The 24,974-nt window shown below is 73.7% G+C and carries 26 protein-coding genes, 1 tRNA gene, 1 pseudogene and 1 riboswitch; of the genes and pseudogenes, 7 read left to right on the top strand and 21 right to left on the bottom strand.

Annotation, left to right across the window (positions count from 1 at the left end; all coding sequences use genetic code 11):
- Positions 1-233 precede the first annotated feature (233 nt).
- Positions 234-356, bottom strand: a tRNA-OTHER gene (locus ACRWND_RS22590).
- Between the two features lie 169 nt (positions 357-525).
- Positions 526-834 (bottom strand): hypothetical protein, encoded by a 309-nt coding sequence (locus ACRWND_RS22585; RefSeq protein ID WP_431952231.1) that lies wholly within the window; start codon positions 832-834, stop codon positions 526-528.
- A 340-nt stretch (positions 835-1,174) separates the two neighbouring features.
- Between ACRWND_RS22585 and ACRWND_RS22580 the strand changes: the two genes are divergently transcribed.
- Positions 1,175-1,648: a HalD/BesD family halogenase gene (locus ACRWND_RS22580; protein ID WP_431952229.1), complete on the top strand. Its 474-nt coding sequence runs from the start codon at positions 1,175-1,177 to the stop codon at positions 1,646-1,648.
- A gap of 447 nt (positions 1,649-2,095) precedes the next feature.
- Here ACRWND_RS22580 and ACRWND_RS22575 read toward each other — a convergent pair whose 3' ends face one another.
- From ACRWND_RS22575 to ACRWND_RS22565, 3 genes are all read right to left on the bottom strand, one after another.
- On the bottom strand, positions 2,096-2,392 hold the full coding sequence (locus ACRWND_RS22575; protein ID WP_431952227.1) for a hypothetical protein: 297 nt from the start codon (positions 2,390-2,392) through the stop codon (positions 2,096-2,098).
- A 460-nt stretch (positions 2,393-2,852) separates the two neighbouring features.
- Positions 2,853-3,812, bottom strand: a complete 960-nt coding sequence (locus ACRWND_RS22570) for a peptidoglycan recognition protein family protein (protein ID WP_431952225.1) — start codon at positions 3,810-3,812, stop codon at positions 2,853-2,855.
- A gap of 8 nt (positions 3,813-3,820) precedes the next feature.
- Complete coding sequence (locus tag ACRWND_RS22565; protein ID WP_431952223.1) at positions 3,821-4,330, bottom strand: hypothetical protein; 510 nt, start codon at positions 4,328-4,330, stop codon at positions 3,821-3,823.
- A 420-nt stretch (positions 4,331-4,750) separates the two neighbouring features.
- Here ACRWND_RS22565 and ACRWND_RS22560 point away from each other — a divergent pair, with 420 nt between their 5' ends.
- Positions 4,751-5,413, top strand: a complete 663-nt coding sequence (locus tag ACRWND_RS22560; RefSeq protein WP_431952221.1) for a Type 1 glutamine amidotransferase-like domain-containing protein — start codon at positions 4,751-4,753, stop codon at positions 5,411-5,413.
- Between the two features lie 62 nt (positions 5,414-5,475).
- Here the strand turns inward: ACRWND_RS22560 and ACRWND_RS22555 are convergent, their stop codons facing one another.
- The 7 genes and pseudogenes from ACRWND_RS22555 to ACRWND_RS22525 form a co-directional block, all read right to left on the bottom strand.
- Positions 5,476-6,348 carry an ECF transporter S component gene (locus tag ACRWND_RS22555; protein WP_431952219.1) on the bottom strand — a complete coding sequence of 291 codons (873 nt, stop codon included), beginning with the start codon at positions 6,346-6,348 and terminating at the stop codon, positions 5,476-5,478.
- On the bottom strand, positions 6,345-7,958 hold the full coding sequence (locus ACRWND_RS22550) for an ABC transporter ATP-binding protein (protein WP_431952217.1): 1,614 nt from the start codon (positions 7,956-7,958) through the stop codon (positions 6,345-6,347). The genes ACRWND_RS22555 and ACRWND_RS22550 overlap by 4 nt, the downstream gene beginning before the upstream one ends.
- A complete protein-coding gene (locus tag ACRWND_RS22545) occupies positions 7,955-9,091 on the bottom strand; it encodes a CbiQ family ECF transporter T component (RefSeq protein ID WP_431952263.1) in 1,137 nt (378 codons plus the stop codon). The genes ACRWND_RS22550 and ACRWND_RS22545 overlap by 4 nt, the downstream gene beginning before the upstream one ends.
- Positions 9,092-9,432: 341 nt before the next feature.
- Positions 9,433-10,059, bottom strand: coding sequence for an SCO2322 family protein (locus ACRWND_RS22540; protein ID WP_431952215.1), 627 nt, complete (start codon positions 10,057-10,059; stop codon positions 9,433-9,435).
- Positions 10,056-11,216, bottom strand: a complete 1,161-nt coding sequence (locus ACRWND_RS22535; RefSeq protein WP_431952213.1) for a prenyltransferase/squalene oxidase repeat-containing protein — start codon at positions 11,214-11,216, stop codon at positions 10,056-10,058. Before ACRWND_RS22535 ends, ACRWND_RS22540 begins: the two co-directional genes overlap by 4 nt.
- 90 nt (positions 11,217-11,306) lie before the next feature.
- Positions 11,307-11,426, bottom strand: a riboswitch (cobalamin riboswitch).
- Positions 11,427-11,677: 251 nt separating this feature from the next.
- A pseudogene (locus ACRWND_RS22530) lies at positions 11,678-11,830 on the bottom strand (TetR family transcriptional regulator); the annotation flags it as partial.
- A 15-nt stretch (positions 11,831-11,845) separates the two neighbouring features.
- Positions 11,846-12,727 (bottom strand): SDR family oxidoreductase, encoded by an 882-nt coding sequence (locus ACRWND_RS22525; RefSeq protein ID WP_431952211.1) that lies wholly within the window; start codon positions 12,725-12,727, stop codon positions 11,846-11,848.
- Positions 12,728-12,811: 84 nt separating this feature from the next.
- Between ACRWND_RS22525 and ACRWND_RS22520 the strand changes: the two genes are divergently transcribed.
- The 4 genes from ACRWND_RS22520 (at position 12,812) to ACRWND_RS22505 (ending at position 16,933) form a co-directional block, all read left to right on the top strand.
- On the top strand, positions 12,812-13,390 hold the full coding sequence (locus ACRWND_RS22520; protein WP_431952209.1) for a TetR/AcrR family transcriptional regulator: 579 nt from the start codon (positions 12,812-12,814) through the stop codon (positions 13,388-13,390).
- Positions 13,391-13,761: 371 nt separating this feature from the next.
- Positions 13,762-15,087, top strand: coding sequence for a glycosyltransferase family 4 protein (locus ACRWND_RS22515; protein WP_431952207.1), 1,326 nt, complete (start codon positions 13,762-13,764; stop codon positions 15,085-15,087).
- A complete protein-coding gene (locus ACRWND_RS22510) occupies positions 15,081-15,818 on the top strand; it encodes a methyltransferase domain-containing protein (RefSeq protein WP_431952205.1) in 738 nt (245 codons plus the stop codon). Before ACRWND_RS22515 ends, ACRWND_RS22510 begins: the two co-directional genes overlap by 7 nt.
- Positions 15,815-16,933 (top strand): prenyltransferase, encoded by a 1,119-nt coding sequence (locus tag ACRWND_RS22505; protein ID WP_431952203.1) that lies wholly within the window; start codon positions 15,815-15,817, stop codon positions 16,931-16,933. Before ACRWND_RS22510 ends, ACRWND_RS22505 begins: the two co-directional genes overlap by 4 nt.
- A 7-nt stretch (positions 16,934-16,940) precedes the next feature.
- On the opposite strand, the gene ACRWND_RS22500 is transcribed toward ACRWND_RS22505, so the two are convergent.
- Positions 16,941-17,228 carry a hypothetical protein gene (locus tag ACRWND_RS22500; RefSeq protein WP_431952201.1) on the bottom strand — a complete coding sequence of 96 codons (288 nt, stop codon included), beginning with the start codon at positions 17,226-17,228 and terminating at the stop codon, positions 16,941-16,943.
- Between the two features lie 144 nt (positions 17,229-17,372).
- Between ACRWND_RS22500 and ACRWND_RS22495 the strand changes: the two genes are divergently transcribed.
- Positions 17,373-17,909 (top strand): hypothetical protein, encoded by a 537-nt coding sequence (locus tag ACRWND_RS22495; protein ID WP_431952199.1) that lies wholly within the window; start codon positions 17,373-17,375, stop codon positions 17,907-17,909.
- A gap of 145 nt (positions 17,910-18,054) precedes the next feature.
- Here ACRWND_RS22495 and ACRWND_RS22490 read toward each other — a convergent pair whose 3' ends face one another.
- From ACRWND_RS22490 to ACRWND_RS22455, 8 genes are all read right to left on the bottom strand, one after another.
- A complete protein-coding gene (locus ACRWND_RS22490; protein ID WP_431952197.1) occupies positions 18,055-18,906 on the bottom strand; it encodes a hypothetical protein in 852 nt (283 codons plus the stop codon).
- A gap of 128 nt (positions 18,907-19,034) precedes the next feature.
- On the bottom strand, positions 19,035-19,922 hold the full coding sequence (locus ACRWND_RS22485; RefSeq protein WP_431952195.1) for an N-acetylmuramoyl-L-alanine amidase: 888 nt from the start codon (positions 19,920-19,922) through the stop codon (positions 19,035-19,037).
- A 10-nt stretch (positions 19,923-19,932) separates the two neighbouring features.
- Positions 19,933-20,607 carry a class I SAM-dependent methyltransferase gene (locus ACRWND_RS22480; RefSeq protein ID WP_431952193.1) on the bottom strand — a complete coding sequence of 225 codons (675 nt, stop codon included), beginning with the start codon at positions 20,605-20,607 and terminating at the stop codon, positions 19,933-19,935.
- Between the two features lie 178 nt (positions 20,608-20,785).
- Complete coding sequence (locus tag ACRWND_RS22475; RefSeq protein WP_431952191.1) at positions 20,786-21,400, bottom strand: response regulator; 615 nt, start codon at positions 21,398-21,400, stop codon at positions 20,786-20,788.
- A complete protein-coding gene (locus ACRWND_RS22470) occupies positions 21,397-22,590 on the bottom strand; it encodes a sensor histidine kinase (protein ID WP_431952189.1) in 1,194 nt (397 codons plus the stop codon). Before ACRWND_RS22470 ends, ACRWND_RS22475 begins: the two co-directional genes overlap by 4 nt.
- A gap of 38 nt (positions 22,591-22,628) precedes the next feature.
- On the bottom strand, positions 22,629-23,360 hold the full coding sequence (locus tag ACRWND_RS22465; protein WP_431952187.1) for an ABC transporter permease: 732 nt from the start codon (positions 23,358-23,360) through the stop codon (positions 22,629-22,631).
- A complete protein-coding gene (locus tag ACRWND_RS22460) occupies positions 23,360-24,274 on the bottom strand; it encodes an ABC transporter ATP-binding protein (protein ID WP_431952261.1) in 915 nt (304 codons plus the stop codon). The genes ACRWND_RS22465 and ACRWND_RS22460 overlap by 1 nt, the downstream gene beginning before the upstream one ends.
- A 505-nt stretch (positions 24,275-24,779) precedes the next feature.
- The gene (locus ACRWND_RS22455; protein ID WP_431952185.1) at positions 24,780-24,956 is read right to left on the bottom strand and encodes a hypothetical protein; all 177 of its coding nucleotides are present in this window, start codon (positions 24,954-24,956) and stop codon (positions 24,780-24,782) included.
- Positions 24,957-24,974 lie beyond the last annotated feature (18 nt).

Genomic DNA, 24,974 nt, shown 5'->3' with positions numbered 1-24,974 from the left:
CCGACTGTGCTGCCGAACGCCCAACGCGTACAGGAGCGGCACGGCTGACATCGCCAGATGACATCAACGTCGGCAGATGACTGCCGACCGTAGGCCGCTCCAGTAGGCGCCTTCCGACAGGTCGCACGGTGCCTGGCCCGAACTTACAAGTCAGTGATCGGCGCCGACGCCAAGCCTGAGGCCGCAGCGGGACCTGACGATGTCTGCATCGCGCAGATGGGAACGGTCGGCTGCGGCGCCGACGGGATTCGAACCCGCGCGCTAGGTAGGGCAAGGGCCGCCCGGACCCGCACTGGAGCGTCGTAGGAGGGACCTTCCCCTACGACGATCGCAATCGACCGCTCTGCCACGGCGCCGCAACCTACAGGACCGCGCGATCCCGCTTCGGTGAGCGTAGAGGCAGTCTCGTGCAAAGGGCGACCACATTATTCGCGGACGTCGGCCACCTCAGAGAACGCGAAGGTGCGATCCTCACTGAGGGTCGCGCAGGACTCGTTCCGTGCCACATCGGACGGTCGGCCACGGTCAACGACGGGGCGCCGCGGTGGCGATGACTGGCTGAGCTGGGAAGTCTCCCAAGCCAGTGGGCCAGTCCACGCCCACCGGCCCCAGCGCATGGCAAAGGCCCAGGTCGTCCGGTGTGAGTCCGGATGCCTGGGCCTTGATCTTTTGCCGCCAGTGAGGGCCGCCGTGCCGCTCACGTGCCAGATAGGCGGCCGGGGGCCGGCCCTTGACCCGCCGGATCTGGTCGTCCACGTGCCCGGCGATCCCGTGGTCGCGGGAGTTGACGAGGTGCTGATAGATCAGCGCGGCCCGCACCGACGAGTGCCCCATGCGGTGCATCAGCTCCCGCGTGGAAGCCCGCCCGTCGCGGCGAGGGTGTTCCCAGTGTGCCGCAGAGGTCGACGTCCCACCGCTGGAGACCAGCCAGCTCCCCGAAGCGCAGCGTGGTGAAGGAGGCCAGCAGGATCATCACGCGGTAGCGCGCGGGTACGGCGTCCGCGAGCCGGAAGGCCTCCGCCACCGACAAGAACGGTCGCTCAACCTCGACCCTACGAGAACCGCCATCGTCGACATCGAAGTCCTGGACGGGAGGTCGCTGGAGCCGTAGTACCGCCAGCATCGGCGGAATACCTCACTGCGGAGAGCAGATCACGTGAGGTAGAACGGCGGCATGGACGTCGCTGAACTGGAACGACTGCTGGATGAGGCCTTCGACCACGCTGTCGTCCGTCACGGATACACCGACTACATGCGCGACTACGAGGTCATCGTCTACATGACTGCGGATCACCGAACCGGCGTCGAACCAGCCCATCGGAGGTACCTCTTCAGGTACTGCGTCGAGGCCCTATGCGAGTCTTCTGTGCCGCCTGAGACTTGGCGTGTCTCTCTCGACGACCGCCTCATCGACCACGGGACGGCTGCCGACCTCGATGGTTATGTCTGGGGCGTCATGTGGCATTGCATGTATCCGGGCGCGTCGATTCTCCCTGAGTCGGAAGCGGCTCGTCGCTGGTCCCGAGCCACAGGGCTCGACTTTCATGAGGTCTGCATCGAGACGAACGCGCACCGCCTGACCTTGCTCTTCTCTGACTTGCGCGTCAGTGAGGTTCCGGCCGGATACGCCCCCTTCACCACGGAGTGAAGAGGTAGGTCGTATGTGCGAGGCTGGGCACATGGCCCGCGTCGACAGCCCGGAGTGATGGGTGACCAGCCGAACGAGTCGATCGGGTGTGCCCAGAACTTCATCGAAGACGGAACCCCAGGCCCCCTGAGACACCCGGCCCGACATCGTCCCGCAGGCGGGGCATGCGGCCCGCTCCGCCGATGCGTGGGCTCGCACGATGACCAACTCGCCCTCGTCCACCATGCCTTGATTACTACGTCTTCGACCTGGCGAAACCGCAGGTCCTGGAGGAACGCATCACCCACGAGCGTTCATGATCGCGGTTGTGGTGAACCTCCGTGGCCCCTGCACTGAAAGTGATCCAGGACCACGGTTCAAGGAGCGGCGACACGCCCCAACGGTCGCCGTCCTCAATTGATGGACGGCGGCCCTGCCGAGCCGCACAGCCGTTGGAATTCATCGATGTCACGCGGCAGCAAAGTGCCTACGAACCACGGTCAGGGCGATCCACCCAGGCAGCAGTACAAGCGCGCCCGCCGCCGGCCACATGCCACCCGCCAAAAAGCCGAAAGCCGTCACAGAAGCACCGAGCATGGCTACGGCGGCAGCGGCCGACTCGGCCCGAAGCTGTCGGGGGGAACGTCTGCTGGCCGAAGGTTTGACGAGCTGGAGCCCAAGGAGGACCTGCACGGCGTTGATCGCGGCCAGCAGAGCAGCAAGAGCACCGAAGACACCAAGAGCGAGGACAAAGGCGAAGGGCATGGCGTGAAGCTACACACTCAGAGCTCGAGCCCCGTACACGGGTAAGCACGCGCGCCAGTCCACGATCCACCGACTCCCGGTTGCGGCTACGATCCCGTGCCATTCGCGTGCCCGATCCTGCCGGGAATCACGGAAAACAGCGGGAACGTGTCCCGGGTGTGGCCGGACTGCAACACCAGCCGTGCCGCATCGGGTGGTCGACCACGGTCAACGGCTGGGCGCCGCGGTCGCGATGACTGGCTGGGCGGGGACCTCTCCCAAGCCACTATGGCCGCTTCAGTAGGCGCCTTCCGACAGGCACGGAGCCTGTGCAGAAACGTCACGACGACGCGCTTGGCGAGGTCACGCGCGTAGGCGCCCGCGGTCCGGGCCATGACGTCGGTGCCCGGCAGGTGAAGGACGGACAGGGAGTCCGTTCCTGAGACGAAGGCGGCCGGCGCGGGGGCGTGCCGGCCGCCGGTCAGGTGTGGTCGGCGACCGTGACGTCGACCCGGACGACCGCGGCAGCGATGGCGGCCTCGACAGCAGCCACCACGGCCGCGGTGCCGACGTCCCGGCCGAGTTGCCCGGCCAGCGCGGTGATCGCAGCCGACTGCGCGGCCAGCGCCGCGTTCGCCCTGTCGAGGCGCTTGAGGATCTCTGTGATCGAGCTCGACAGCGTCCACGTCGGGTTGCCGGCCGGGGCGCCCGGGATGCTGATGATCCGGTCCTTCTTCAGCACTGCGGTGGCGATCTCGTCGGCGGTGGGCATGTCGTCCTCCTCGGGGTTCCAAGCGGCAGGATGGGTGAGGCGTTCGGCGACGTCCTTACGGAACTGCGCCATGCTGAACGTGAACCGGCCCCGGCGCCCGTAGCCCTCGACCGGGCCGCGCGGGTCGATCTTCCCCTCGACGCTGGTCTCCAGGTGCCCCGCGACGGACTCCGCGGACCAACCGTAGCGGCGGCAGATCGCCGCGTTCCAGCGGACCCACGCGTCGTACTGGGCGCGCGTGTACACGTCGGCGCCGTTGCCGAGGTTCTCGACCTCGATGCCGTAGGCGACGTCGTTCCCGTCGAGCGTGCCCGACGCCTTTGAGGGCGCCGGGTGCGTGGTCCTCTCCTCGAGGAACGAGGTGTACGCGTTGGACGCCACGAGCCCGGCGTGGTTCGCCCGCCCCGCCGAGCACATCGTTGCGAGGCCGGACTTGTCGAGGTGGGTGTGGGCCAGCGGCGCGGGCAGGCCGGGGACGCCGTTCTTTGCGACCACGTCGAGGGAGTTGCTGCCCGCGGTGTGGTGGTTGACGATCAGGTGGACCGGCCCGAACGTGTTGCCGGTCGCGGCGTCCCGGGAGCGGGTGCGCCACCCCGGATACTCCGCGACACGGACGCCCTCGGCCCGCAGGATCCGCACGAGTTCATCCGGGCTGAGTGGAGTAGCCACATGTCCTCCTAGGCGACGTCGTGGATGACGAGTTTGAACTCGGCAAGCGTGAGGTTGATCGGGTTGGGGGCGTTGTGGGTGACGCGCAGCGCGATCGGTGTCTGCGGGTTCACGAAAATCCCGTGACCCTTGGTCCAGAACTGGGCGCCGACAGACGGCGGCCGGTGGTCCGTCGCCGTGGTGTCGCTCGGTGTCGGCGAGCCGAGGTTGAGCGGATCACGCACGTACTGATCGCGGTACTCGGTCGCGCCGGCCTCCCACTGCAAGAGGGAGTACAGGTGGCCCCACCCGGACTTCGACGGCCAGATCAGCCCCGACCGGTCGTCGGTGGCCCAGTTCGTGATGACGTACCCGTCCGGCTGCACCACCTGATGCATCGTGGAACGGTCCGCGGGCTCGGCCGTCCCGAACGGGAACCGTACGATCTGATAGGTCGTGCCGGGTTGGATCGACTGGGGCGTGTCGACCTTGAGCGAGCACACCTGCACGCCCGAGGAGACGGTTCCGCGCGTAGCCACGAGAGGCCTCCAAACGAAGGGTTCACGGGTCCGGTCCACAACCGGCGACCCGAGCACGGCTGGGCCTCGAGTGGCGGCCTCTGGTAGCCGGACATGCGGCGCGCGGTCGCTTTTGGCATACCCAAAACGAGCAGCGCCCGTACCCTCCCGCGTCCGGGCAGGCCGGCTGCCTCCTGCGCGGCGCGCACCCGGTCCCGCTCGCTCCGGATCTCGTCCAGCCGTTCCTCGCACTCCTCTTCGTCACCAGCCGGCCCGGCTTGGCGAGGACGGGCTCGCCGCCGTTCGTGATGGTGATCCGGCGTCGGACTTCCTCGAGGGACCCGCCTGAGGCTGCCGGGGTCCTCCGAACGGCGATGAGTTCCGGCGCCGTTCCGGGTCTTCGGATACATCCATCTTTCGCGCGCGTACTTGGAGGGCACCTTGAAGCTCTTGCTCACGTCAGGCGGGGTCACGAACCCGAGCATCCGGGCGGCGCTCCTGCAGCTTCTCGGCAAGCCGATCGACGAGTGCCGCGCCCTCTGCGTCCCGACCGCTCAGTGGGGTCACCCGATGTGCGGTCCGGCCTCGGTGCGTGGCCTCATGGCCGCCGAGCCCCGGTGGCAGCACCTCACCGGCCTGGGCTGGGCGTCGCTCGGCGTCCTCGAGCTCACCGCGCTGCCCACCATCGGCGCGGAGCGATGGGTGCCCTGGGTCCGGGAGGCCGACGTGCTCCTGGTCGACGGCGGCGACGCGACCTACCTGTGCCATTGGATGCGGGAGTCCGGGCTGGCCGATCTGCTGCCTTCGCTGCCCGACACGGTCTGGGTGGGAGTGAGCGCCGGAAGCATGGTGATGACCCCGCGGATCGGGGCCTACTTCACCGAGTGGCCGTCAGCTCCGGACGACCGCACCCTGGGCGTCGTCGACTTCTCGATCTTTCCGCACCTGGACGCCTTTCCGCAGAACACCCTGGCGGACGCGCAGCGGTGGGCCGCCGACATCGGCGGCCCTGCCTACGCCATCGACGAGCAGACGGCCGTCAAGGTCGTCGACGGGGCGGTCGAGGTGGTCTCCGAAGGGCGGTGGACGGCGTTCGGGGCATAGCCCGTCCGGTCAGCGCGACGCCCCGGGCGCCGGCGACCCGGTCGCCCCGGCGCGCCGGGCCCTCAGCGCGGCTGCCGCGGCACTCGCGGCGGGCGCGAAGCGCCGCTCTCCGGGCCGCCGTCCGCCGCCCCGAAGCCCACCGGCGCGCCGAACGCCGCGCGCCTGGTGGCCCGGCGCAGTGCGCGCAGCACGAACGGGCCCAGGGTGAGGACCAGTACGGCGGTCAGCACGGCGCGCGGCACGTCCCAGCCGAGCGAGGTGGCCAGGCAGTACGCGGCGAAGCGGGCGAGGTTGTCGGTGAGCGGGTCGCCCGGCACGAAGGAGACCCCGGAGGACATGCCGCCGAGATACGGCCAGCCCTGCAGGTTCATGACCGTCCCGTACGCGATCGACGCCACCGCCCCGTAGCCGGCGACCAGCACGAGCTCCCCCCGCCCGCGCAACGCCGCGGCGCCCGGGAGTAGTCCCGCGCCGAGGGCCACCCAGCCCATCGAGAGCATCTGGAACGGCATCCACGGCCCGACCCCGCCCGTGAGCAGGGCCGAGGCGAACATCGTGAGCGCGCCCAGCGAGAAGCCGAACCCTGGGCCGAGCACCCGGCCGGACAGGGCGACGAGGAAGAACATGGGCTCGATGCCCGCCGTGCCGCCACCCAGTGGACGCAGCGCCGCGCCCGCCGCGGCCAGTACGCCGAGCATGGCGACGGACTTGGCACTCAGGCCCTCGCTGCCGTCGGCGATCGTCGCCATGACGACGGCCAGCAGCAGCGGCAGCAGCAGCGCGAACAGCCAGGGGGCGTCCGCGCTGTGGGCGAGCCCGGAACCCGGGTCGGCGAGCAGCGGCCAGCCGAACGCGGCGACGCCGATCACGGAGACCAGCACGAGCGCGGCGACGGACCGCCTGCCCAGCCGCACGGCCCGAGGACGCGCCGTCATGCCGTCCCCGCCAGTGCCGAGCCGACCTGATCGACCGTCAGCCACGGCAGCGGGCTGAGCACCTTGGCGACCTGCGGGGCGAACGCGGGTGAGGAGACGACGACTTCCGGGGTGGGGCCGTCCGCGACGAGGTCGCCGTCGGCGAGGACGACGACGCGGTGGGCCAGCTCGGCGGCGAGTTCGACGTCGTGGGTGGCGAGGACGACGGCGTGGCCGTCCGCGGCGAGCGCACGCAGGTGTGCGGCGAGTCGGGCCTTGGCGGCGTAGTCCAGGCCGCGGGTCGGCTCGTCGAGGAGGATCAGCGGGGGCCGGGCGGTCAGCACGACGGCGAGGGCGAGGGCCAGGCGCTGCCCCTCGGAGAGGTCACGCGGGTGGGCGCCGCCGGCGACCCCGGGCAGCAGTTCGCCGACCAGGGCGCGGCAGGTGCCGGGGGTGGCGCGGGCGTCGGCGTCGGCGGCGGCGCACTCGGCGGCGACGGTGTCGGCGTACAGCAGGTCCCGGGGGTCCTGCGGGACGAGGCCCACCCGGCGGATCAGCTCCGCGGGCCTGGTGCGGGACGGCTGCAGGCCGCCGACGGTCGCACTGCCCGAGGTGGGGGCCGTCATCCCGGCGAGGACGGCCAGCAGGGTGGACTTGCCCGCGCCGTTGCGGCCCATCAGGGCGACGGTCTCGCCGGGCCGTACGGTCAGGTCCACCGCGCGCAGCGCCTCCAGGCGGCCGCGGCGCACGGTGAGGCCCGCCACGGCCGCCACGGGCTCGCCCTGTGCGGGCGCGGGCGCCGGGGGCGGGGTGCGGCCGGCGAGACGCTCGCGCAGCGGGGCGGCGGCACGGCGGGCGTCGCGCACCGACAGCGGCAGTGGCGACCAGTCCGCGAGGCGGCCGAGCTCGACGACCGGGGGACGGACGGGCGAGAGGGCCATGACCTCGGCCGGCGGCCCGCAGACCGGGGCGGCGCCCCCGCCGGGCAGGAGGACGACCTGGTCGGCGTACTGCACGACCCGCTCCAGGCGGTGCTCGGCCACGAGCACGGTCGTCCCCAGGTCGTGGACGAGCCGCTGCAGCACGGCGAGCACGTCCTCGGCCGCGGCCGGGTCGAGTGCGGAGGTCGGCTCGTCCAGCACCAGCACCCGCGGGTGGACGGTGAGCACCGAGCCGATCGCGACACGCTGCTGCTGCCCGCCGGAGAGAGTGCTGATCGGGCGGTCGCGCAGGTCGGCGAGGCCGAGCAGGTCGAGGGTCTCCTCGACGCGGCGGCGCATCACGTCGGGGGCGAGGCCGATCGACTCCATGCCGTACGCGAGTTCGTCCTCGACGGTGTCGGTGACGAAGTGCGCCAGCGGGTCCTGCCCCACACTGCCGACGACATGGGCGAGTTCACGCGGCTTGTGGCTGCGCGTGTCGTGCCCGGCGACCGTGACCCGGCCGGTCAGCACGCCCCCGGTGAAGTGCGGCACGAGGCCGGAGACGGCGCCGAGCAGGGTGGACTTGCCGGTGCCGGAGGGGCCGACGACCAGGCAGAGCTCGCCCTCGGGCACGGTCAGGTCGACACCGGCGAGGGCGGGTTCGGCGGCGCCGTCGTAACGGACGGAGACCTGCTCGAAGCGGATCACGGGCGGGCTCCTCTCAGATGCGCGGGCAGCAGCCCCAGCAGGACGGCGGCCGCGGGCCACAGCGGCAGCGACGGCGCGGTCAGCGGCACCACGGGCGGGTCCAGGTCGGCGGGCAGGGCCCCGGCGGCCCAGATCGTCAGCGCGGCGACAGCCAGGCCCGAGGCGGTGACCAGCCAGGCGGTCGCGTCCCAGCGGTCGGGGCGGTAGCGGGTGCGCACCGATCGGCGCCCGCCGAGCCGCAGTCCCGCGACGGCCGCGGCCGCACCGGCCAGCAGCAGGCCGTACGCGGCGCCCGCGGCGGCCAGCAGCGCGTAGGTGCCCGCGCACAGCCCGAGCAGTCCGCCGAGGGTCAGTGCGGCGGTCGCCCGGCGCACGGCCGACGGCACCTCGGCGGTGCGGCCGTAGCCGCGGGCGTCCATGGCGGCCGCGAGGGCGACGGAACGCTCCAGGGCGCCCTCCAGGACGGGCAGGCCGACCTGCAGCAGGGCCCGTACGCCCCGGTCCGCGCGGCCCCGCAGCCGGCGGGCCGTCCGCAGACGGCGAACGTCGGCGACCAGATGCGGCGCGAAGGTCATCGCGACGACCACGGCGACGCCCGCCTCGTACAGGGCGCCGGGGAGCGACTTCAGCAGCCGAGCGGGGTTGGCCAGGGCGTTCGCGGCGCCGAGGCAGGCCAGAAGGGTGGCCAGCCGCATGCCCTCGCGGAAGGCGAACCACAGCCCCTCGGCGGTCACTCGCCCGCCGAGCCGGACCCCCTGCGCCCAGTCCGGCAGCGGCACTTCGGGGAGGGTCAGCACGGTGTGCGTGCCGGGGACGGGGGAGCCCAGGACGACGGCGAAGCCGAGGCGGATGACGATCACGACCAGGCCGAGGCGCAGGAAGGCGGCGTACGAGCGCGCCCAGGGGGCGTCCGGCACCCGGCACGCGGCCACGACGTAGCCGGCGACCGCGGCGAGCAGCGCGAGCAGCGCGGGGTTCGTCGTGCGGGACGCGGCCGTGGCCAGACCCAGCGCCCACAGCCACCACGCCCCCGCGTGCGGACCCCGCGCCCGGCCCCGTCCCGCGGACGCGGCGGACCGGGGGGCCTCGTCCCGCCGGTCCGCCGCCGCGGGCTCGGGCCGACGGCGGGGCAGCGCCCACCGGCGAGCGGAGCCGCCGCCCTCGGGGTCGTGTCCGTGGCCGTGGTGGTCGCGGCCCGCGGGGGGTCGCGCCTCCCGGGCCGCGAGGGGTGCGGGCCGCGCGCTCGCGCCGGCCGGCGCCGCGCCCGGGGCGCCGCTCGTGCCCGCCGTGCCGGTGGCGAGCGGCGGGGCACCGTCCCGCCGGGTCCGCGCAGCCGTGCCGAGGAGCGGGGCCGCCGCGCCGGCGTCCGCCGCCCTGCGCTCGCGCGGGCGCGACCCGGCCGACAGGGCGAGGACGCGCCGCGCCCGGGGTGCCGCGCCGTGGAGCCGGAGCCCGGGATGAGGCGTGGCGGTGGTCACGGGCGGTCGCCTCGACGGCGGCGGACCTGCCAGGCGGCGGCCGCGGCGACCAGGAGGACGACGGCTGCGGCGCCGTACGCGCCGAGCGCGGGGCCGGGGGAGGAGGAGGTGGGCGCGGGGGCCGCGGCGGTGTCGGTGACCTGCTCGCCGCAGCCCTTGGCGGGGTAGCCGGCGATGGCGCAGACGATGCCCGCGGAGTCGTAGCGCAGCGGGGGCGCGACCGCGGCGAGGGCGTCGGCGGAGGTGGCGTCCTCGGGGACGCGGGCGCAGGCGGCGCGGGCGGCCGGGGCGTCGGCGGCGGTGCCGAAGTCGAGCAGCAGGGCGACGCGCTTGGTGCCGGGGCGGGCCGGGGTGCCGCCGCAGACCTCGGCGAAGCGGGCCGCGCCGCGGGGGCGGGCGGCCGATGCGGCGTCCGGGCTGACGCCGAAGCGCCAGCCCTCGACGGCCCCGTCGCCGGGGTGGCTGAGGGCGGGACCGGTCGTGGCGAACGTCCAGGCGTCGGTGGCCGCGTCCCGCTGCCAGAAGGACCAGTACCGGTAACTGGCCGCGTGGGCGGGCGTCGTGACGAGGGCGGCCACCAGGGCCAGGAGGAGTGCCGCCGCCGCGAGAGGCGGCCGCCTCACGACCGGCGCTTCCGGCCGGAGAGCAGCACCCCGATGCCGATGCCGGCGACCAGGCCGGCGCCGACGATCCACCACACCGAACTGCCGCCCGAGGAGTCGGAGGCCGAGTCGGAGGCCGGGGCGGAGGTGTGCTCGGCGACCGGGCCGAGGGCGCTGAGCTTCGCGATGTGGTCGTTCATGGGGTTGCCGGTGGCGTGCGCGGCGAGGGCGAGCTGCGCGAGGGCGGTGGGGCTGCCCTTCGCCCAGGCGGCGGAGTTGGCGGCGAGCCATGTGTACGCGCCCTTGGCGGCGTCGAGGTGGCCGCCGGCGGCGAGGGCGATGACGGCGTCGGCCGTGGTGCCGTAGTCGGGGGTCTTCTGGTCGGAGCCGGGGGTGAGGGCGTCGAAGTGGCCGCCGCCCGCGGCGAGTCCGGCCGCGAGCCAGGCGGCGCCCGCGTCCGCGGCGCTGCCGCCGCATCCGGAGCGCACCGCGACGTCGCGACCGGGTGCCTCGACGAGGAAGCCCGCGCCCTGCGCGGCGCGTACGGCGTCGGCGGTGGCCTTGGCGTTGGCCGTGAGGGCGCCGGTCTTGGCGTCGGCCTGGTACGCGAACGCGCCGCCGTCCTTCGTGCCGCAGGCCAGCTGCAGGGAGTGCAGCGCGTCAGAGGGCGACCGGCCGTCGGAGGTCACCGACTCGGCATCGGTGCCGGCCGCCTCGAGGCCGCCGATGACGACGGCGGTGGAGTCGGCGTCGGAGGCGCCCCCGGGGTTGTAGGACCAGCCGCCGTCGCGGTTCTGCACCTTGGCGAGCCAGCCGGCGGCGCGCCTGACGGCGGCGTCCTGCTTGTGGACGGCGAGCGCCTGGACGGCTATGGCGGTGGCGTTGGTGTCCTCGGTCTTCGGGTCGCAGGGGGCCGCCGGGTCCTGGCGGTACGAGGCGAAGCCGCCGTCCGCGCACTGCTGCCCGGCGAGCCACGTCACCGCTTCCCCGGACGGTTCGACGCCGGCCGCGTGCAGCGCCAGCAGCGCGTACGACTGGCGCCACACGCCGTCGTACGTCGGGTCGGCGTCCCCGTACAGAGCGGCGGGAGCCGCCGCGGGTGAAGGGGAGGGCGACGCGGCTATGAGGAGCGCGCTGACGGCGGCCAGAGCGGCCGCGGCGGTGCGGCGCAGGTGCATCGGGTGGGTGCCTTTCGGGTGAGCGGTCGCGCAGACGGATGCGGGCGCGCTGTCACGGCACCGGGCTCCGACTCCGTGTACCTCGACGGAAGAGCCGCTCCCGTCCGCGCGGGTGCTCCGGCTGGGCCGTCCCCGGTCGGGGGCGGCTCACGGTTGCGGGTCAGCGCCGGATTCGCACCGGCTTCCCCCACTCGGACGTGAATGGACTTGGTTGTGTCGACCACACCTTAGCCGGGCTCCTCAGACGGGCCGCCCCCGGGCGTGTGCGGTCTGCCTCACACCGCGCCGGACGCGGCCGGGGCGCGGCGGTACGGCGGGCAGGCGTGTCGATGTCAGCGGCGCGGGGACGCCGCGGGAGGCCCGGCCGGCGTTCCCGCCCGGTGCTCTCGCCCGGTGCTCTCGCCCGGTGGTTTCGTCCGGTGGTTTCGTCCGGGGATGCACGGCAGGGCCGGCGCTCGGGCCCGCGGGCCCCGGGGAGCGGTCAGGCCGACGAGCCGGCAGACGGTCGTGATGTCGGTCGTTACCTGGTCGCTGGAGGCGCGTCCGGACAGCCATCCCACCAGTGCCGAGTGCCAGGTGTGTTCGATGACGCGGACCGCGGACAGCAGCTCGGGCCCTCCGGTCGCCGCTCAGGGCTGGATGTTCTCCAGGTCCTCCAGGAGGCTGAGGTGCTTCTGCTCCCAGCCGAGGGTCTGCCGGGTGTGGGCGCTGGACGAGGGCTGGTCGTTCGCGAAGATCGGGCCGAGAGGGCCGTACGTCTGCGACGGCACCGACTCGACCGGCAGGCCCAGCCGTCGGCCGATGACCGCGGCGATGTCACGCACCTGGTCGCCCTCGTCGCCCACGGCGTGCCAGGAGGTGCCGGCTTCCGCGTGTTCCAGCGCGAGCCGGAAGAGGACTGCCGCGTCGAGCGCGTGCATGGCCGGCCAGCGCTGTGTGCCGTCGCCGGGGTAGCCGGACACTCCGGTCCGGCGTGCGATGTCGGTCAGCAAGCCGGCGAACCCGCCCGTGCCCTGGTTGTGGACCGTGCGCGGCAGGCGTACGGCCGTGCTCCGGACCCGGCGCGAGGCCAGGCCCAGGACCGCCGTGACGGCGCGTCCACGACCACCGACCGGCCCGTCGGTCGGCAGCGGGTCGGCCTCGGTGGAGGCACGGCCCGGCACATGGGGCGTACCCGAGCAGGCGACCAGGGGCCGGTCGCTGCCGACGAGTTCCTCGCCGAGGGCCGCGAGGGCGGCGCTTTCCTCGGCGACCGCCTTGGCGAGGGCGTCGGGGCTGCTGAAGTCGTTGGCGAATGCCAGGTGGATCACCCCGTCGGCCTGAGCGACGCCGGAGCGAAGGACGTCGAGATCTGCGAGAGATCCCCGGAGGGGCTCGGCGCCGGCCGCCTCGGCGGCCAGCGCGGAGGCGTCGGAACGGGCGAGTGCGAGGACGCTGTGGCCATGGTCGAGCAGCTCGGCGACGACGGCGGAACCGATCAGACCAGTGCCACCCGTGACAAAGACGTGCATGCAGCTCTCCTCAAGTGACGGGACTCTTGTCCCATCACCCTAGCAGAGTGATGGGACAAGAGTCCCGTCGCGTATGATGGGGCCATGGCTCGATGGGAACCAGGCGCACGCGAACGCCTTGTCGTGGCCGCAGTCGACCTGTTCACCGAGCAGGGGTACGACGCCACGACGGTCGCGCAGATCGCCGAGCGCGCCGGGGTCACCAAAAGCACCTTCTTCCGGTACTTCCCTGACAAGCGAGAGCTGATGGTGGCCGGGCAGGAGACGCTGAGCCGGCTGCTGGCCGAGGGGATCACCGAGGCGCCCGATGACGCCAGCCCGCTCGAGGCGGTCGCTGCCGGTCTTGAGCGCGCGTCGAGCGCGATGGGTCCCATGAATCGCGAGCTCGCCCCGCGCCTGAAGGCTGCCGTCGCCGCCAGCGTCGAGCTTCAGGAGCGTGACGCCCTCAAGACCGTCAGCCTGGCGGCTGCGATGACGACCGCCCTGGTCGCCCGCGGCCTGTCCGACCCGGCCGCGGCCCTCGCGAGCGAGCTGGGCGTCCTCGCCTTCAAGCGCGGGTACGCCGAATGGTCCGAGGGCGACCGTGACGGCAAGGACGAGCTCACCGGGTACGTCCTGTCGGCCCTGGACGAGTTGCGTACGGTGAGTGCATCGCTGGGCTGAGCGGACAGATCGTCCCGCTCATCGGCTGGTTGCATCGACCCGTCGCTCGTAAGGCCCGCAGGCACCGGGGGTCGCGCCGCGGGCTCCAGGCGTTCCTCGCGGCCCCTTCACGTGTACCGGGCGCTCGCCGCCCGGAGCGGCGCAAACACCGGCAGGGCCCACGCGGGCCTCGCACATGACGCCCTGTTCGCAGCCGCGCGCTCCCACCGCCGGGCGTGGCGGGAATCACCCGGCACAGCCAGGGCGCCCCACAGGGGGACGGGTATCTTCGTGCTCTCGGGCCAACCCCTGAGCAACCGATTCTGAAACTTGTTCCATCGAGGCGCAGGCGGCTACGCTCCCGCCGACGTGCAGCGAGAAGGGGGCCGTGAGTGACCGCAGAGGCCGGGCCGCTCCGGATCGCGCTGCTCACCTACAAGGGGAACCCCTTCTGCGGGGGTCAGGGCGTCTACGTACGCCATCTGTCCAGGGAACTCGCCAGCCTCGGCCACAGCGTCGAGGTGATCGGCGCCCAGCCCTACCCCGTGCTCGACGCGGTCGGTGACGGGGTGCGCCTCACCGAGCTGCCGAGTCTCGACCTCTACCGCCAGCCCGACCCGTTCCGCACCCCGAAGCGCGAGGAGTACCGCGACTGGGTGGACGCGCTGGAGGTCGGCACGATGTGGACCGGCGGCTTCCCCGAGCCGCTGACGTTCAGCCTGCGCGCCCGCCGCCACCTGGCCGCCCGGCGCGGGGACTTCGACGTCATCCACGACAACCAGACCCTCGGCTACGGCCTCCTCGGCGGCCCCCGCGCCCTCGGCGCGCCGCTCGTGACGACCATTCACCACCCCATCACGGTCGACCGGCAGCTCGAACTCGACGCCGCGCGGGGGTGGAAGCGCCGGGCGTCGGTCCGTCGGTGGTACGGCTTCGCCCGGATGCAGAAGCGGGTCTCCCGCCGGCTGCCGTCCGTGCTGACCGTCTCCGGCACGTCCCGGCAGGAGATCGTCGACCACCTCGGGGTGCGCCCGGAGCGGGTGCACGTGGTGCACATCGGCGCCGACACCGGGCTCTTCTCGCCGGACCCCTCCGTGCCCGAGGTGCCGGGCCGGATCGTCACCACCTCCAGTGCCGACGTGCCGCTCAAGGGCCTGGTCCACCTCGTGGAGGCGCTGGCGAAGCTGCGTGCCGAGCACCCCGGTGCGCACCTCGTCGTCGTCGGCAAGCGCGCCGACGACGGCCCGGTGGCCGCCGCCATCGAGCGGCACGGGCTCGGCGGCGCCGTCGACTTCGTCAAGGGCGTCAGCGACGAGGAACTGGTCGACCTGGTGCGCAGCGCGCAGGTCGCCTGCGTGCCGTCGCTGTACGAGGGCTTCTCGCTGCCGGCCGCCGAGGCCATGGCCACCGGGACGCCGCTGGTCGCCACGACCGGCGGCGCCATCCCCGAGGTCGCGGGGCCCGACGGCGAGACGTGCCTGGCCGTGCCGCCCGGGGAGCCGGGCGCGCTGGCCGCAGCGCTGGGCCGGCTGCTGGGCGACCCGGGGCTGCGCCGCCGCCTCGGTCTGGCCGGCCGGGAACGCGTACTGACCCGCTTCACCTGGGAGCGGGCCGCCGCCGGCACCGTCGCGCACTACCGGGCGGCGATCGAGGCCGCCGGGGGGCCGCGGCCCACTGTCCAGTCTCCGTCCCGGACGAAAGCAGGCTCCACGTGCTGACCGTCGACTTCTCCCGCTTCCCGCTCGCCCCGGGCGACCGGGTGCTCGACCTGGGCTGCGGCGCGGGCCGCCACGCCTTCGAGTGCTACCGGCGCGGCGCGAACGTGGTGGCCCTGGACCGGAACGGTGACGAGATCCGCGAGGTCGCCTCGTGGTTCGCGGCGATGAAGGAGGCCGGGGAGGCCCCGGCCGGGGCGACCGCCACGGCGATGGAGGGCGACGCGCTGAGCCTGCCGTTCCCCGACGACAGCTTCGACCGCGTCATCGTCTCCGAGGTCATGGAGCACATCCCGGACGACAAGGGCGTGCTCGCCGAGATGGTGCGCGTCCTCAAGCCGGGCGGACTCATCGCGGTCACCGTGCCGCGCTACGGGCCGGAGAAGGTCTGCTGGGCGCTGTCCGACGCGTACCACGAGGTCGAGGGCGGCCACATCCGCATCTACCGGGCCGACGAGCTGCTGGAAAGGATCCGCGAGGCGGGTCTGCGCCCGTACGGCAGCCACCACGCGCACGCGCTGCACTCCCCGTACTGGTGGATCAAGTGCGCGGTCGGCGTGGACAACGACGAGGCCCTGCCGGTGCGGCTGTACCACAAGCTGCTGGTCTGGGACATCATCAAGAAGCCGCTGGCCACCCGGCTCGCCGAGAACGCGCTCAACCCGCTCATCGGCAAGAGCTTCGTCGCCTACGCCGCCAAGCCGCACACCCCGAAGACGGGCCTCGACGCGTGAGGCGGACCGAGCACCTCGTCCTGCCCGGCGTACTGACCTCCGAGCAGGCCGCGCAGACCGTCGCCGGGATCCTCGCCGTCCAGCGGCCGGACGGCGCCATACCGTGGTTCGAGGGCGGCCACCTCGACCCCTGGGACCATGTCGAGGCCGCCATGGCGCTGGACGCCGCCGGCGAGCACGAGCACGCCGAGGCGGCCTACACCTGGCTCGCCCGCCGGCAGAACCCGGACGGCTCCTGGTACGCGGCGTACGGCTGGGCCGACGGCGCGGAGGGCGAGGAAGGCGAGTGCGAGCCCATCGACCTGGCCCGGGAGAGCAACTTCTGCGCCTACGTCGCCGTCGGCGTGTGGCACCACCACCTCTCCACCGGCGACGACGCCTTCCTGGAGCGCATGTGGCCGGTGCTGTACGCGGCCGTCGAGTACGTCCTCGAACTGCGGCTGCCCGGCGGTGAGATCGCCTGGCGGCGCGAGGACGACGGGACGTATCCGCGGGAGGCGCTGATGACCGGCTGCTCGTCGATCTACCAGGCGCTGCGCTGCGCGCTGGCCGTCGCCGAGTACCGCGAGGACCCGCAGCCCGACTGGGAGCTGGCCGCCGGCGCGCTCGGCCACGCCGTCGCCCACCACCCCGAGCGGTTCCTGGACAAGCACCGCTACTCCATGGACTGGTACTACCCCGTCCTCGGCGGGGTGCTGCGCGGGGAGGCCGCCCGCGAGCGCGTGCAGGCCCGATGGGACGAGTTCGTGGTGCCGGGCCTCGGGGTCCGCTGCGTGGTGCCCAACCCCTGGGTCACCGGCGGCGAGAGCGCCGAACTCGCCCTGGCCCTGTGGGCGATGGGGGAGTCCGACCGGTCCGTGGAGATCCTCGCCGCGATGCGGCACCTGCGCGCCGAGGACGGCATGTACTGGACCGGGTACGTCTTCGAGGGCGACGCGCAGGCCGGCACGGCCCCCGCCGTGTGGCCCCGGGAACGCACCACGTGGACGGCGGGGGCGCTGCTGCTGGCCGTCGCCGCCCTGGGAGGGGACGAGGCGACGACGGCCGTCTTCGGGGGCGACCGGCTGCCGCTCGGGCTGGTGCCCGCGGCGGCGGGGTGCTGCGCCGGCCGGTGAGCGGGCGTCAGGCCCGGTTGATCCGGCCCGCCACGGCGTGCCCGACGACCAGGTAGACCGCCGCCGGCAGACCGTAGTCCAGCAGGGTGCGCGCCCAGGCGGACCGGGTCGAGAAGATGCCGTGGGCCCAGCCGCCGAGCCAGGACGCCACGTCGTGGATCCACTCCACGAAGCCGTTGGCCCGGTTGGCGTCGAGCATCCACAGCAGGATCCACAGGATCAGGATGAAAGCCGCCACGTCGGCGGCCACGATGATGATCGTGGCCGCAGGATTGCCGCGATATCGTCTGGACATACCTGCCGTCTTGCCCCGATCGGCGCAGCCAAACGCCGTCGCCGGGAGGCGGCCTGACGCCCCGTACGGCCCTGTGCGGTGGCCGCTGGCCGGGCCCGGGGCGAGGATGCGAGCACGCACCGCATCCCCCTGGGAGAGACCCTCATGCCCTTGCGCCGTGCTCTGACCGCCCTTCTGCTCTCCGGCGTGCTGCTGGTCGTCCCCGCCTGCGGCGGCGACTCCGGCGATCCCGCGAGCGGCGGCACCGCGAGTCCCACCTCCTCCGTGGAGAAGCAGAAGCTCGCCAAGACGCGCTTCGTCGCCAACGCGGGACTGGCCGCCGGCGCGACCTACCAGTGGATCGTCAAGCCCTATCGCGAGGGCAAGTTCGAGAAGGACGCCGACGGCCGCAAGCTCACCCTGGTGAAGGCGGGACTGGCCGGGGCCTTCGCCTACAACCGGCTCAAGGCCGCCGCGGAGAACGCCAAGGGCGACCCGACCCTCTCCCGTCTGGTGGCCCCGCTGACCGCGGGCATCGAGTCGCTCAAGGACCTGCCGAGCAAGCTGCGCAGCGGTCAGGGCACCGACGACATCGTGGGCACCTTCCAGGACACCATCAGCGGCGTCAAGTCGGCCGGCGAGGGAGCGGGCGCCAAGGTCACCGACAAGGTGCCCTCGCTGTCCCAGCTCAGCGGCGGATGAGCTCGGTCCGCTACCGGCGGGGAGACAGCCGTGCCCCCGGGCCGACGGCCCGAGGGCACGGCTTCCGCGTGCGTGCGGGCGCGTGCGGGCGCGGGGTGCGCGGGTGACAGGCGCGCGGTCTTTCCCGTGAGGGCGGGGGAGCGGGTCAGCCGCGCTGGATGCCGCTGACGTCCTGAAGGACGCCGCGGCGGCCGTCCTGGGTCTGCGCGACCAGGCCTGCGCCGCGCTGCTCCACCGCCAGGTACCAGACGCCGGGGGTCAGCTCGGCGATCTGCTGGGCCGAACCGTCCTCCGCGTACAGCGGCCGCGTCACGGGCACCGCGAACCAGAAGGCCGCGAACTCCGCGGCGGGCTGCTGCTGGGGCTGCTGCTGGGCCTGGGGCTGCTGCTGGGAGTGCGGGTAGCCGTACTGGCCGCCGCCGAACGACTGGTCCGCCGGCAGGCCGTGCCCGCCGGCCTGCCCCGGGTAGCCGTAGCCGCCCTGCTGCCCGCCCGGGTGCGGCTGACCGCCCTGCACGCCGCCGTACGGCTGGGGCTGCTGGGGCTGCCGGGGCCGCGGAGCGGGCAGCAGCGGCGCCTTGAGCGCGGGCAGGCCCCGGAGGGTCAGCAGCATCACGGCGGCGAGCGCGACGGCGGCGACGAAGGAGAGGTAGGCGCCGGTGGCCAGCTCGAAGATCTCGTTGCCGTTGAAGAGCGACCACAGGGCGTCCCAGGCGGCGGCCACGGCCAGCACCGCGCCCCACTGCGCCAGGCCGATGCCGAGCAGCTTGCGGCCCTCGGGCAGGAAGCGGGAGGCGACGAACAGGCCGGCGGCGATCAGGCCCAGCAGGTGCACCGAGGGCAGCAGCGGGAACAGCTCGCTCTTCCAGGCGTTGACTGCGCAGCCGTCCGCGTCGCAGTTCTTCGCGGCGTAGAAGTTCAGGAACGAGGCGATCAGCAGCAGCAGCGCCGCGCCGATCACCGCGCCGTCTCCTCGGGTGAGGGAGCGGTTATTCACTGGAAGTCCTTGTCAGTCGTCTCGTTGTCGCTGTCGTCGGCGTTGTCCATCGTATGAGGACGGTCGCCGCGGGGTGGGGCCGGTCCGGCTGTCGGTGACCCGATCGGTACCCGATGCTCACCGGCCGCTCACCCGCGCTCCTCCAGGAACGCGGTGACGCCGTCCGCGATGCCCTCCGCGGCCTTCTGCCGCCAGGCCGGGCTGGTCATCAGCGCCGCGTCCGCGGGGTCGCGCATGTTACCGCACTCGATCAACACCTTCGGCACTGTGCTGAGGTTGAGTCCGCCCAGGTCGCGGCGGACGTCCAGGCCGGTGCCGCCACCGATGTAGTTGGACGGCCGGGTGCCCGTCTCCCCCGCGAAGTGCCGCTTGAGGGCGCCGCCGAGAAGTCTCGACGGCCCGCTGATCCTCCGGGTGTCCGCGATGCCCTGGTGCAGCGCGGCGGGCATGATCACGTGGAAGCCGCGGTGGCCGCCAGCCGAGCCGTCGCCGTGCACCGACACCGCCGCGTCGGCCTCGGCCTCGTTCCCGATCCGGGCCCGCTCGTCGATGCAGGGGCCGTACGCGCGGTCGCCGTCGTAGGTGAGCCGCACGGTGGCCCCGCGCGCCTCGAGCAGCGTACGGGCGCGCCGGGACACGTCCAGGGTGAAGGCGGCCTCGGCGTACCCCGCGTTGGTCGCCGTGCCCGTGGTGTCGCACTCCTTGCGGGCGGTACCGATGTCGACCAGGCGGTTGATCTCGGCCGTGTGCCGGCTGTTGCGCGCGTTGTGCCCCGGGTCCAGCACCACGACCCTGCCCGCGAGCGGCTTGCCGGCCCGGGCGGACGGCGCCCCGGTGGAGGGTGCGTCGGCGGGCGGCGCGCCCGAACGGAGCGGACGCACGCCCTGGGGGAGGTCGCCGTTGCGTCCGGGGTCGTCCGGTCCGCTCGCGGCGTCCCACACCAGCCACCCGGCCGCGCACGCCACCACCAGCGCGGCCCCGACGGCCACGGTCGAGCGGCCCTTGTTCTTGAACACGTCAGCGATGCTAACCGCCGTAGTGGATCACGGCGTCCGTACGCCGGAGTACATGCAGTGAACCGGTCGCGGACACTTCCGTGAACGCACCCGACTCCAGCGCCCGCCGGTAGATCCGCCAGGGCGCCTGGCCACCGTCGGCCGGGTCGGGGAACACGTCGTGGATGACCAGGAGACCGTCCTGCGCGACGTGCGGCGCCCAGCCCGCGTAGTCGTTGCCGGCGTGCTCGTCGGTGTGCCCGCCGTCGACGAAGACGAGCGCGAGCGGCTTCCCCCACACCGCGGCGACCTGCGGGGAGCGACCCACGACCGCCACGACGTGCTCCTCGAGCCCGGCGGCGTGCAGGGTGCGCCGGAAGGAGGGGAGGGTGTCCATCAGACCGACCTCGGGGTCCACGAGCGACGGGTCGTGGTACTCCCAGCCGGGCTGCTGCTCCTCGCTGCCGCGGTGGTGGTCGACGGTGACGGCGACGGTCCCCGCCTCGCGGGCGGCGGCGGCCAGCAGGATCGTGGAGCGTCCGCAGTAGGTGCCGACCTCCAGCAGGGGCAGGCCCGGGAGGCGGGCGGCGGCGTCGGCGGCGGCCGCGAGGAGGGCGAGGCCCTCGTGGGTGGGCATGAAGCCCTTGGCCGCCTCGAACGCGGCCAGGACGTCCGCGGGGACTTCCGCGAGGGGTGGCGTGCTCATGCCCCCATCGTCCCGCACGTCCTCTGTGCCGCCCGCCAGGGGTGCGGCCGGCGGTGCGCGGGTCCGTGGTGGTCTCCGTCGGGGTTCCCGCCCGCCCGATTGCCCGGCGCGGTTGGCGCGGGCCCGCGAACCGTCCGCCGCGGGCGCAGACCACCCGCACCGCAGCCGCGGGCAGAGGTCAGAGCCAGCCGTTGTGGCGGGCGGTGCGCACCGCCTCCATACGGTTGCGGGTGCCCGTCTTGCCGATGGCCGCGGACAGGTGGTTCCGCACCGTCGACTCCGACAGATGCACCCGCGCCGCGATGTCGGCCACGGTCGCCCCGTCCGCCGCGGCGTTGAGGACGTCCTGCTCGCGCGGGGTCAGCGGGCTCGGCCCGGTGCTGAGGGCGGCCGCGGCCAGGGCGGGGTCGATGACGCGGTGCCCGGCGAGCACGCGCCGGATCGCGGCGGCGAGGTCCTCGACGGGGCCGTCCTTGACCAGGAAGCCGGACGCCCCGGCCTCCATGGCGCGGCGCAGGTACCCGGGGCGGCCGAACGTCGTGAGGATGAGCACCTTGCATCCCGGGAGCCGCTCGCGCAGCTCCGCCGCCGCGTCGAGCCCGCTGCGCCCGGGGAGCTCGATGTCGAGCAGCGCGACGTCGGGCCGGGCGCGCAGTGCCACGGCGACGATCTCGTCGCCCGCGGCGACCTGTGCGACGACCTCGATGTCGTCCTCCAGGTTCAGCAGCAGCGAGAGCGCCCCGCGCATCATCCCCTGGTCCTCGGCGAGCAGGACCTTGATGGCGTCGCTCATGCCGCCTGTCCCTCCTCCTCCGGCAGCTCGGCCTCCACACGGAACCCGCCTCCCGGTGCGGGGCCCGTGGCGAGGGAGCCACCGGCCGCGGCGAGCCGTTCGGCGAGCCCCCGCAGTCCGGAGCCGGTTCCGGGGGCCGAGCCTACGCCGCGGCCGTCGTCGGTGATCCGCAGGCGGACCCGCCCGCCGGCGGCGGTCAGCTCGATGCGGCAGGTGGCGGCCGCGCTGTGCCGCACGACGTTGGTCACACCCTCCCGCACCACCCACCCCAGAAGGGCCCCTGTCCGCGGGGGCGGCGGCCCGGACTCCTGGACGACGGCCTCGATCCCGGCGGCCGCCAGGGCCGAGCGGGCGCGGTCCAGCTCGGTGGACCAACTGCCCTCGCGGTAGCCGGTGACGGCCTCGCGGATCTCGGTGAGCGCCTGGCGTCCGATCGCCTCGATGTCGGCGACCTGGGCGAGGGCGGCCTCCGGATCGCGCGGGGCGAGCCGGCGGGCGGCCTCGGCCTTGACGACGACCACGGAGAGGGTGTGCCCCAGCAGGTCGTGCAGGTCGCGGGAGAACCGCAGCCGCTCCTCGGCGACGGCGTTGCGAGCCAGCTCCTGACGGGTGGCGCGCAGCTGGGTGACCGCGTCGTGGAGGGTGAGCATGGCCGCGGTCACCAGGCCCGAGATGAGGCTGCCGTACCCGATGGACACGCCCTCCCAGAGGTCGCCGCTGCGCAGACCGGCGACGATTCCCGCGGACACCGCGAGGGCGACGAGCACCGGCCCCGTCCGCCGGCCGCGCGCCACGATCCCGGCGGCCAGCGACAGCAGCGGGAAGAACACCAGCCAGGTGCCGCCGTAGCCGATGGCGAGGGCGTAGGTGACCGCGGCCAGCGCGAGGAGATAGCGCCGGGGCGCCTTCCCGGCCGCGGCGCGCGGATCGAAGGCGGTGAAGACGACCGCGATGTAGAGGGAGTTGAAGGCCAGCAGGCCGAGACCCCCGAGCCAGGGCTGGGCGGCCTCGCCCTGCAGGAGGTGGGACAGCGCGCCCACGCCCATCAGCAGCCAGGGCAGGAAGGTGAGGCGGTTCGGGGGCCGCAGGGCCTCGATCTCCTCGTCATAGGACCGTGTCACCCGCAGCAGCCGCCAGCGGTGCCGGATCCGGGCCGGCGGAGGCCGCCGGGGGTCCGTCGTGATCGCCATGGCGGCTGCCTCCTCCTCGTGCGCGGTGCCGCCGGGCTTCACGGAGTGCGGGCCGAGCGGCGGTAGGCGTACACCGCGTACGCGCCGAAGACGGCCGTCCACGCGGCGAGGACCGCGACGCCACCCGCCCGCGGGGCCGCGCCGTCCGCGATGGCCCAGCCGAGCTGGCCGAAGCGCTGGGACGGGGTCCACTCGGAGACCGCCCGCAGCCAGCCGGGGAAGACGGAAGCGGGGATCCACAGGCCGCCGACGACGGACAGGCCCAGGTTGCAGGCCATGTTCACCACGCCGGTGGTCTGCCCGGACAGCCGGTAGCCGTTGCCGAGGCCCAGCAGGGTGAAGGGCGCGGTGCCCACCCACAGCAGGCCCCCGACGGCGGCCCACTGCCAGGCCCGCAGCTCCACGCCGTTGACGAGCCCGCCGGCCAGCAGGACGGCCAGGATGGCGGGCAGCACGGTGATCGAGCCGCTGATGCACCGGCCGGTGACGACCAGCAGCGGGGACATCGGGGTGATCCGCAGCTGACGCAGCCAGCCGAGCCCCTTGTCCTCGGCGACGCTCGACCCGGTGCTCACCGCCGAGCCCAGCGCGCCGTAGGCGGCCATGCCGATCATGGCGGCCAGCGCGGCCGCCTTGTCCTCCTCCGAGCCGCTGACCCCGAGGTTGGTGAAGAGCAGGTACATCATGACCGGCATGCCGACGCCGAAGATCACGAAACCGGCGTCGCGGAGGGTGCGCCGGATCTCCAACGAGATGTAGGCGAACAGCATCAGACCTTCTCCTTGGCGGTGGCAGGGGCGGCGTCGTCCTCGGCGGCCGGACGCGCGGTCAGGGAGAGGAACGCTTCCTCCAGGCTGGCGGCGGTGACCGTCAGGCCGCGGACCATGCCGCGCTCGGCGAGGGCGACGACCGTGGCGTCGGAGTCGGCGCAGCGCAGCACGGCACGGTCGCCGCGCACTTCCGCCGACACCACCCCGGGCAGTCGCCCGAGGCCCTCGGCGGCGGTTCCGGCCAGGTCGAAGGAGACGAGATTGCCGCCGACCGTGCGCTTGATGCGTTCGCCGGTGTCGTCGGCGACGATCCGGCCGCGGTCGATGACCACGACGCGGTCGGCGTTCTCGTCCGCCTCCTCCAGGTAGTGGGTGGAGAACAGGACGGTGTTGCCGCGTGCCGCATAGGTCCGCATCGAGTCCCAGAAGGCGCGCCGGGCCTCGACGTCGAGGGCGGCGGTGGGCTCGTCCAGCACGATCAGCTCGGGGTTGCCGGCCAGGGCCACCGCGAAGCGGACGCGCTGCGCCTGGCCCCCGGAGAGCCGGTCGGCGCGGCGGCCGGCGACCTCGGTGAGGCCCGCCAGTTCCAGGGCCTCGGCCACGGGCAGGGGGTCGGGGTAGGTGCGCGCCACAAAGGTGATCAGTTCCTGGACGGTCACCCGGGGGATCGGCCGGCCGTCCTGCAGCATCGCGCCCACCCGGCCCGCGCGGACCGCGGTGTGCGGGGTGGCGCCGAAGAGCCGCACCTCGCCGTCGTCGGGTTCGTTGAGCCCGAGCAGCAGGCTGATCGTGGTGGACTTGCCCGCGCCGTTGCGGCCGAGCAGGGCGACGCACTCCCCCCGCTGGATCTCCAGGTCGACGCCGTCCACCGCGCGTATCGCGCCGAACGTCTTGACGGCCCTGGTGAAACTCACTGTCGTCGTCATGTCACTGACATTACGGTCGGCGCTGCCGCGGGGGCAGTGGGTTTTGTACGGACTTGGTCAGGACGAATGTCACTGGCGCCGGGCCTCGCTGACGGTGTGCCAGTGATGTGCGGTCGGGGGTCGCCCATGCCCTGCGGAGACGGCGTCGCTCGCGGTCTTCCCGTCGTGCGTGCGACCGGGGCGACGAGGCCGACCGGACCGCCGTCACCCCGCGCCGGGTGCCCGGCGGGCCACGTTCAGCTTCGGGTCGCACACGACGCGGTCGGCGCGCGGCCTCGGCGCCTGCCCCGCGCACCTCCGCTTGCCCCACCGGCCTCGGCGCTTGCCCCACCGGCCTTCGCCTGCCCCTCGGGCCTCCGGCGGCCGAGAGGGTCCCGGCAACGCCGACGGCCGGCCGGATCACCGGCCGGCCGTTCGTCGTGCGCAGCGGCACGGCGGCGCCTGACGACGCGATCACCCCGCACGGGGCGGGGCGGGAACGGGCCTCGGCCCGTCAGGCATCCATGTCGGCGGACCCGGAGGGCCGGCGGTGGCGGCCGTGCGGCGGCTGGACCGCCTCGGCCTCGTCGTGGGCGGAAGCCGTACCGCGGTGGCGGCCGGCGTGCAGGCCCTCGGCGGTACCGTCCTCGAGGCGGGCCTCGGCGGCGGTGTCGTGTCGGGCATCGGACATGAGGAGACTCTCCGTCGA

The sequence above is a fragment of the Actinacidiphila sp. bgisy167 genome (genome assembly GCF_965342175.1).
In the GTDB taxonomy this organism is placed as follows: Bacteria; Actinomycetota; Actinomycetes; order Streptomycetales; family Streptomycetaceae; genus Actinacidiphila.
This window is presented reverse-complemented; position numbering and strand designations above follow the sequence as displayed.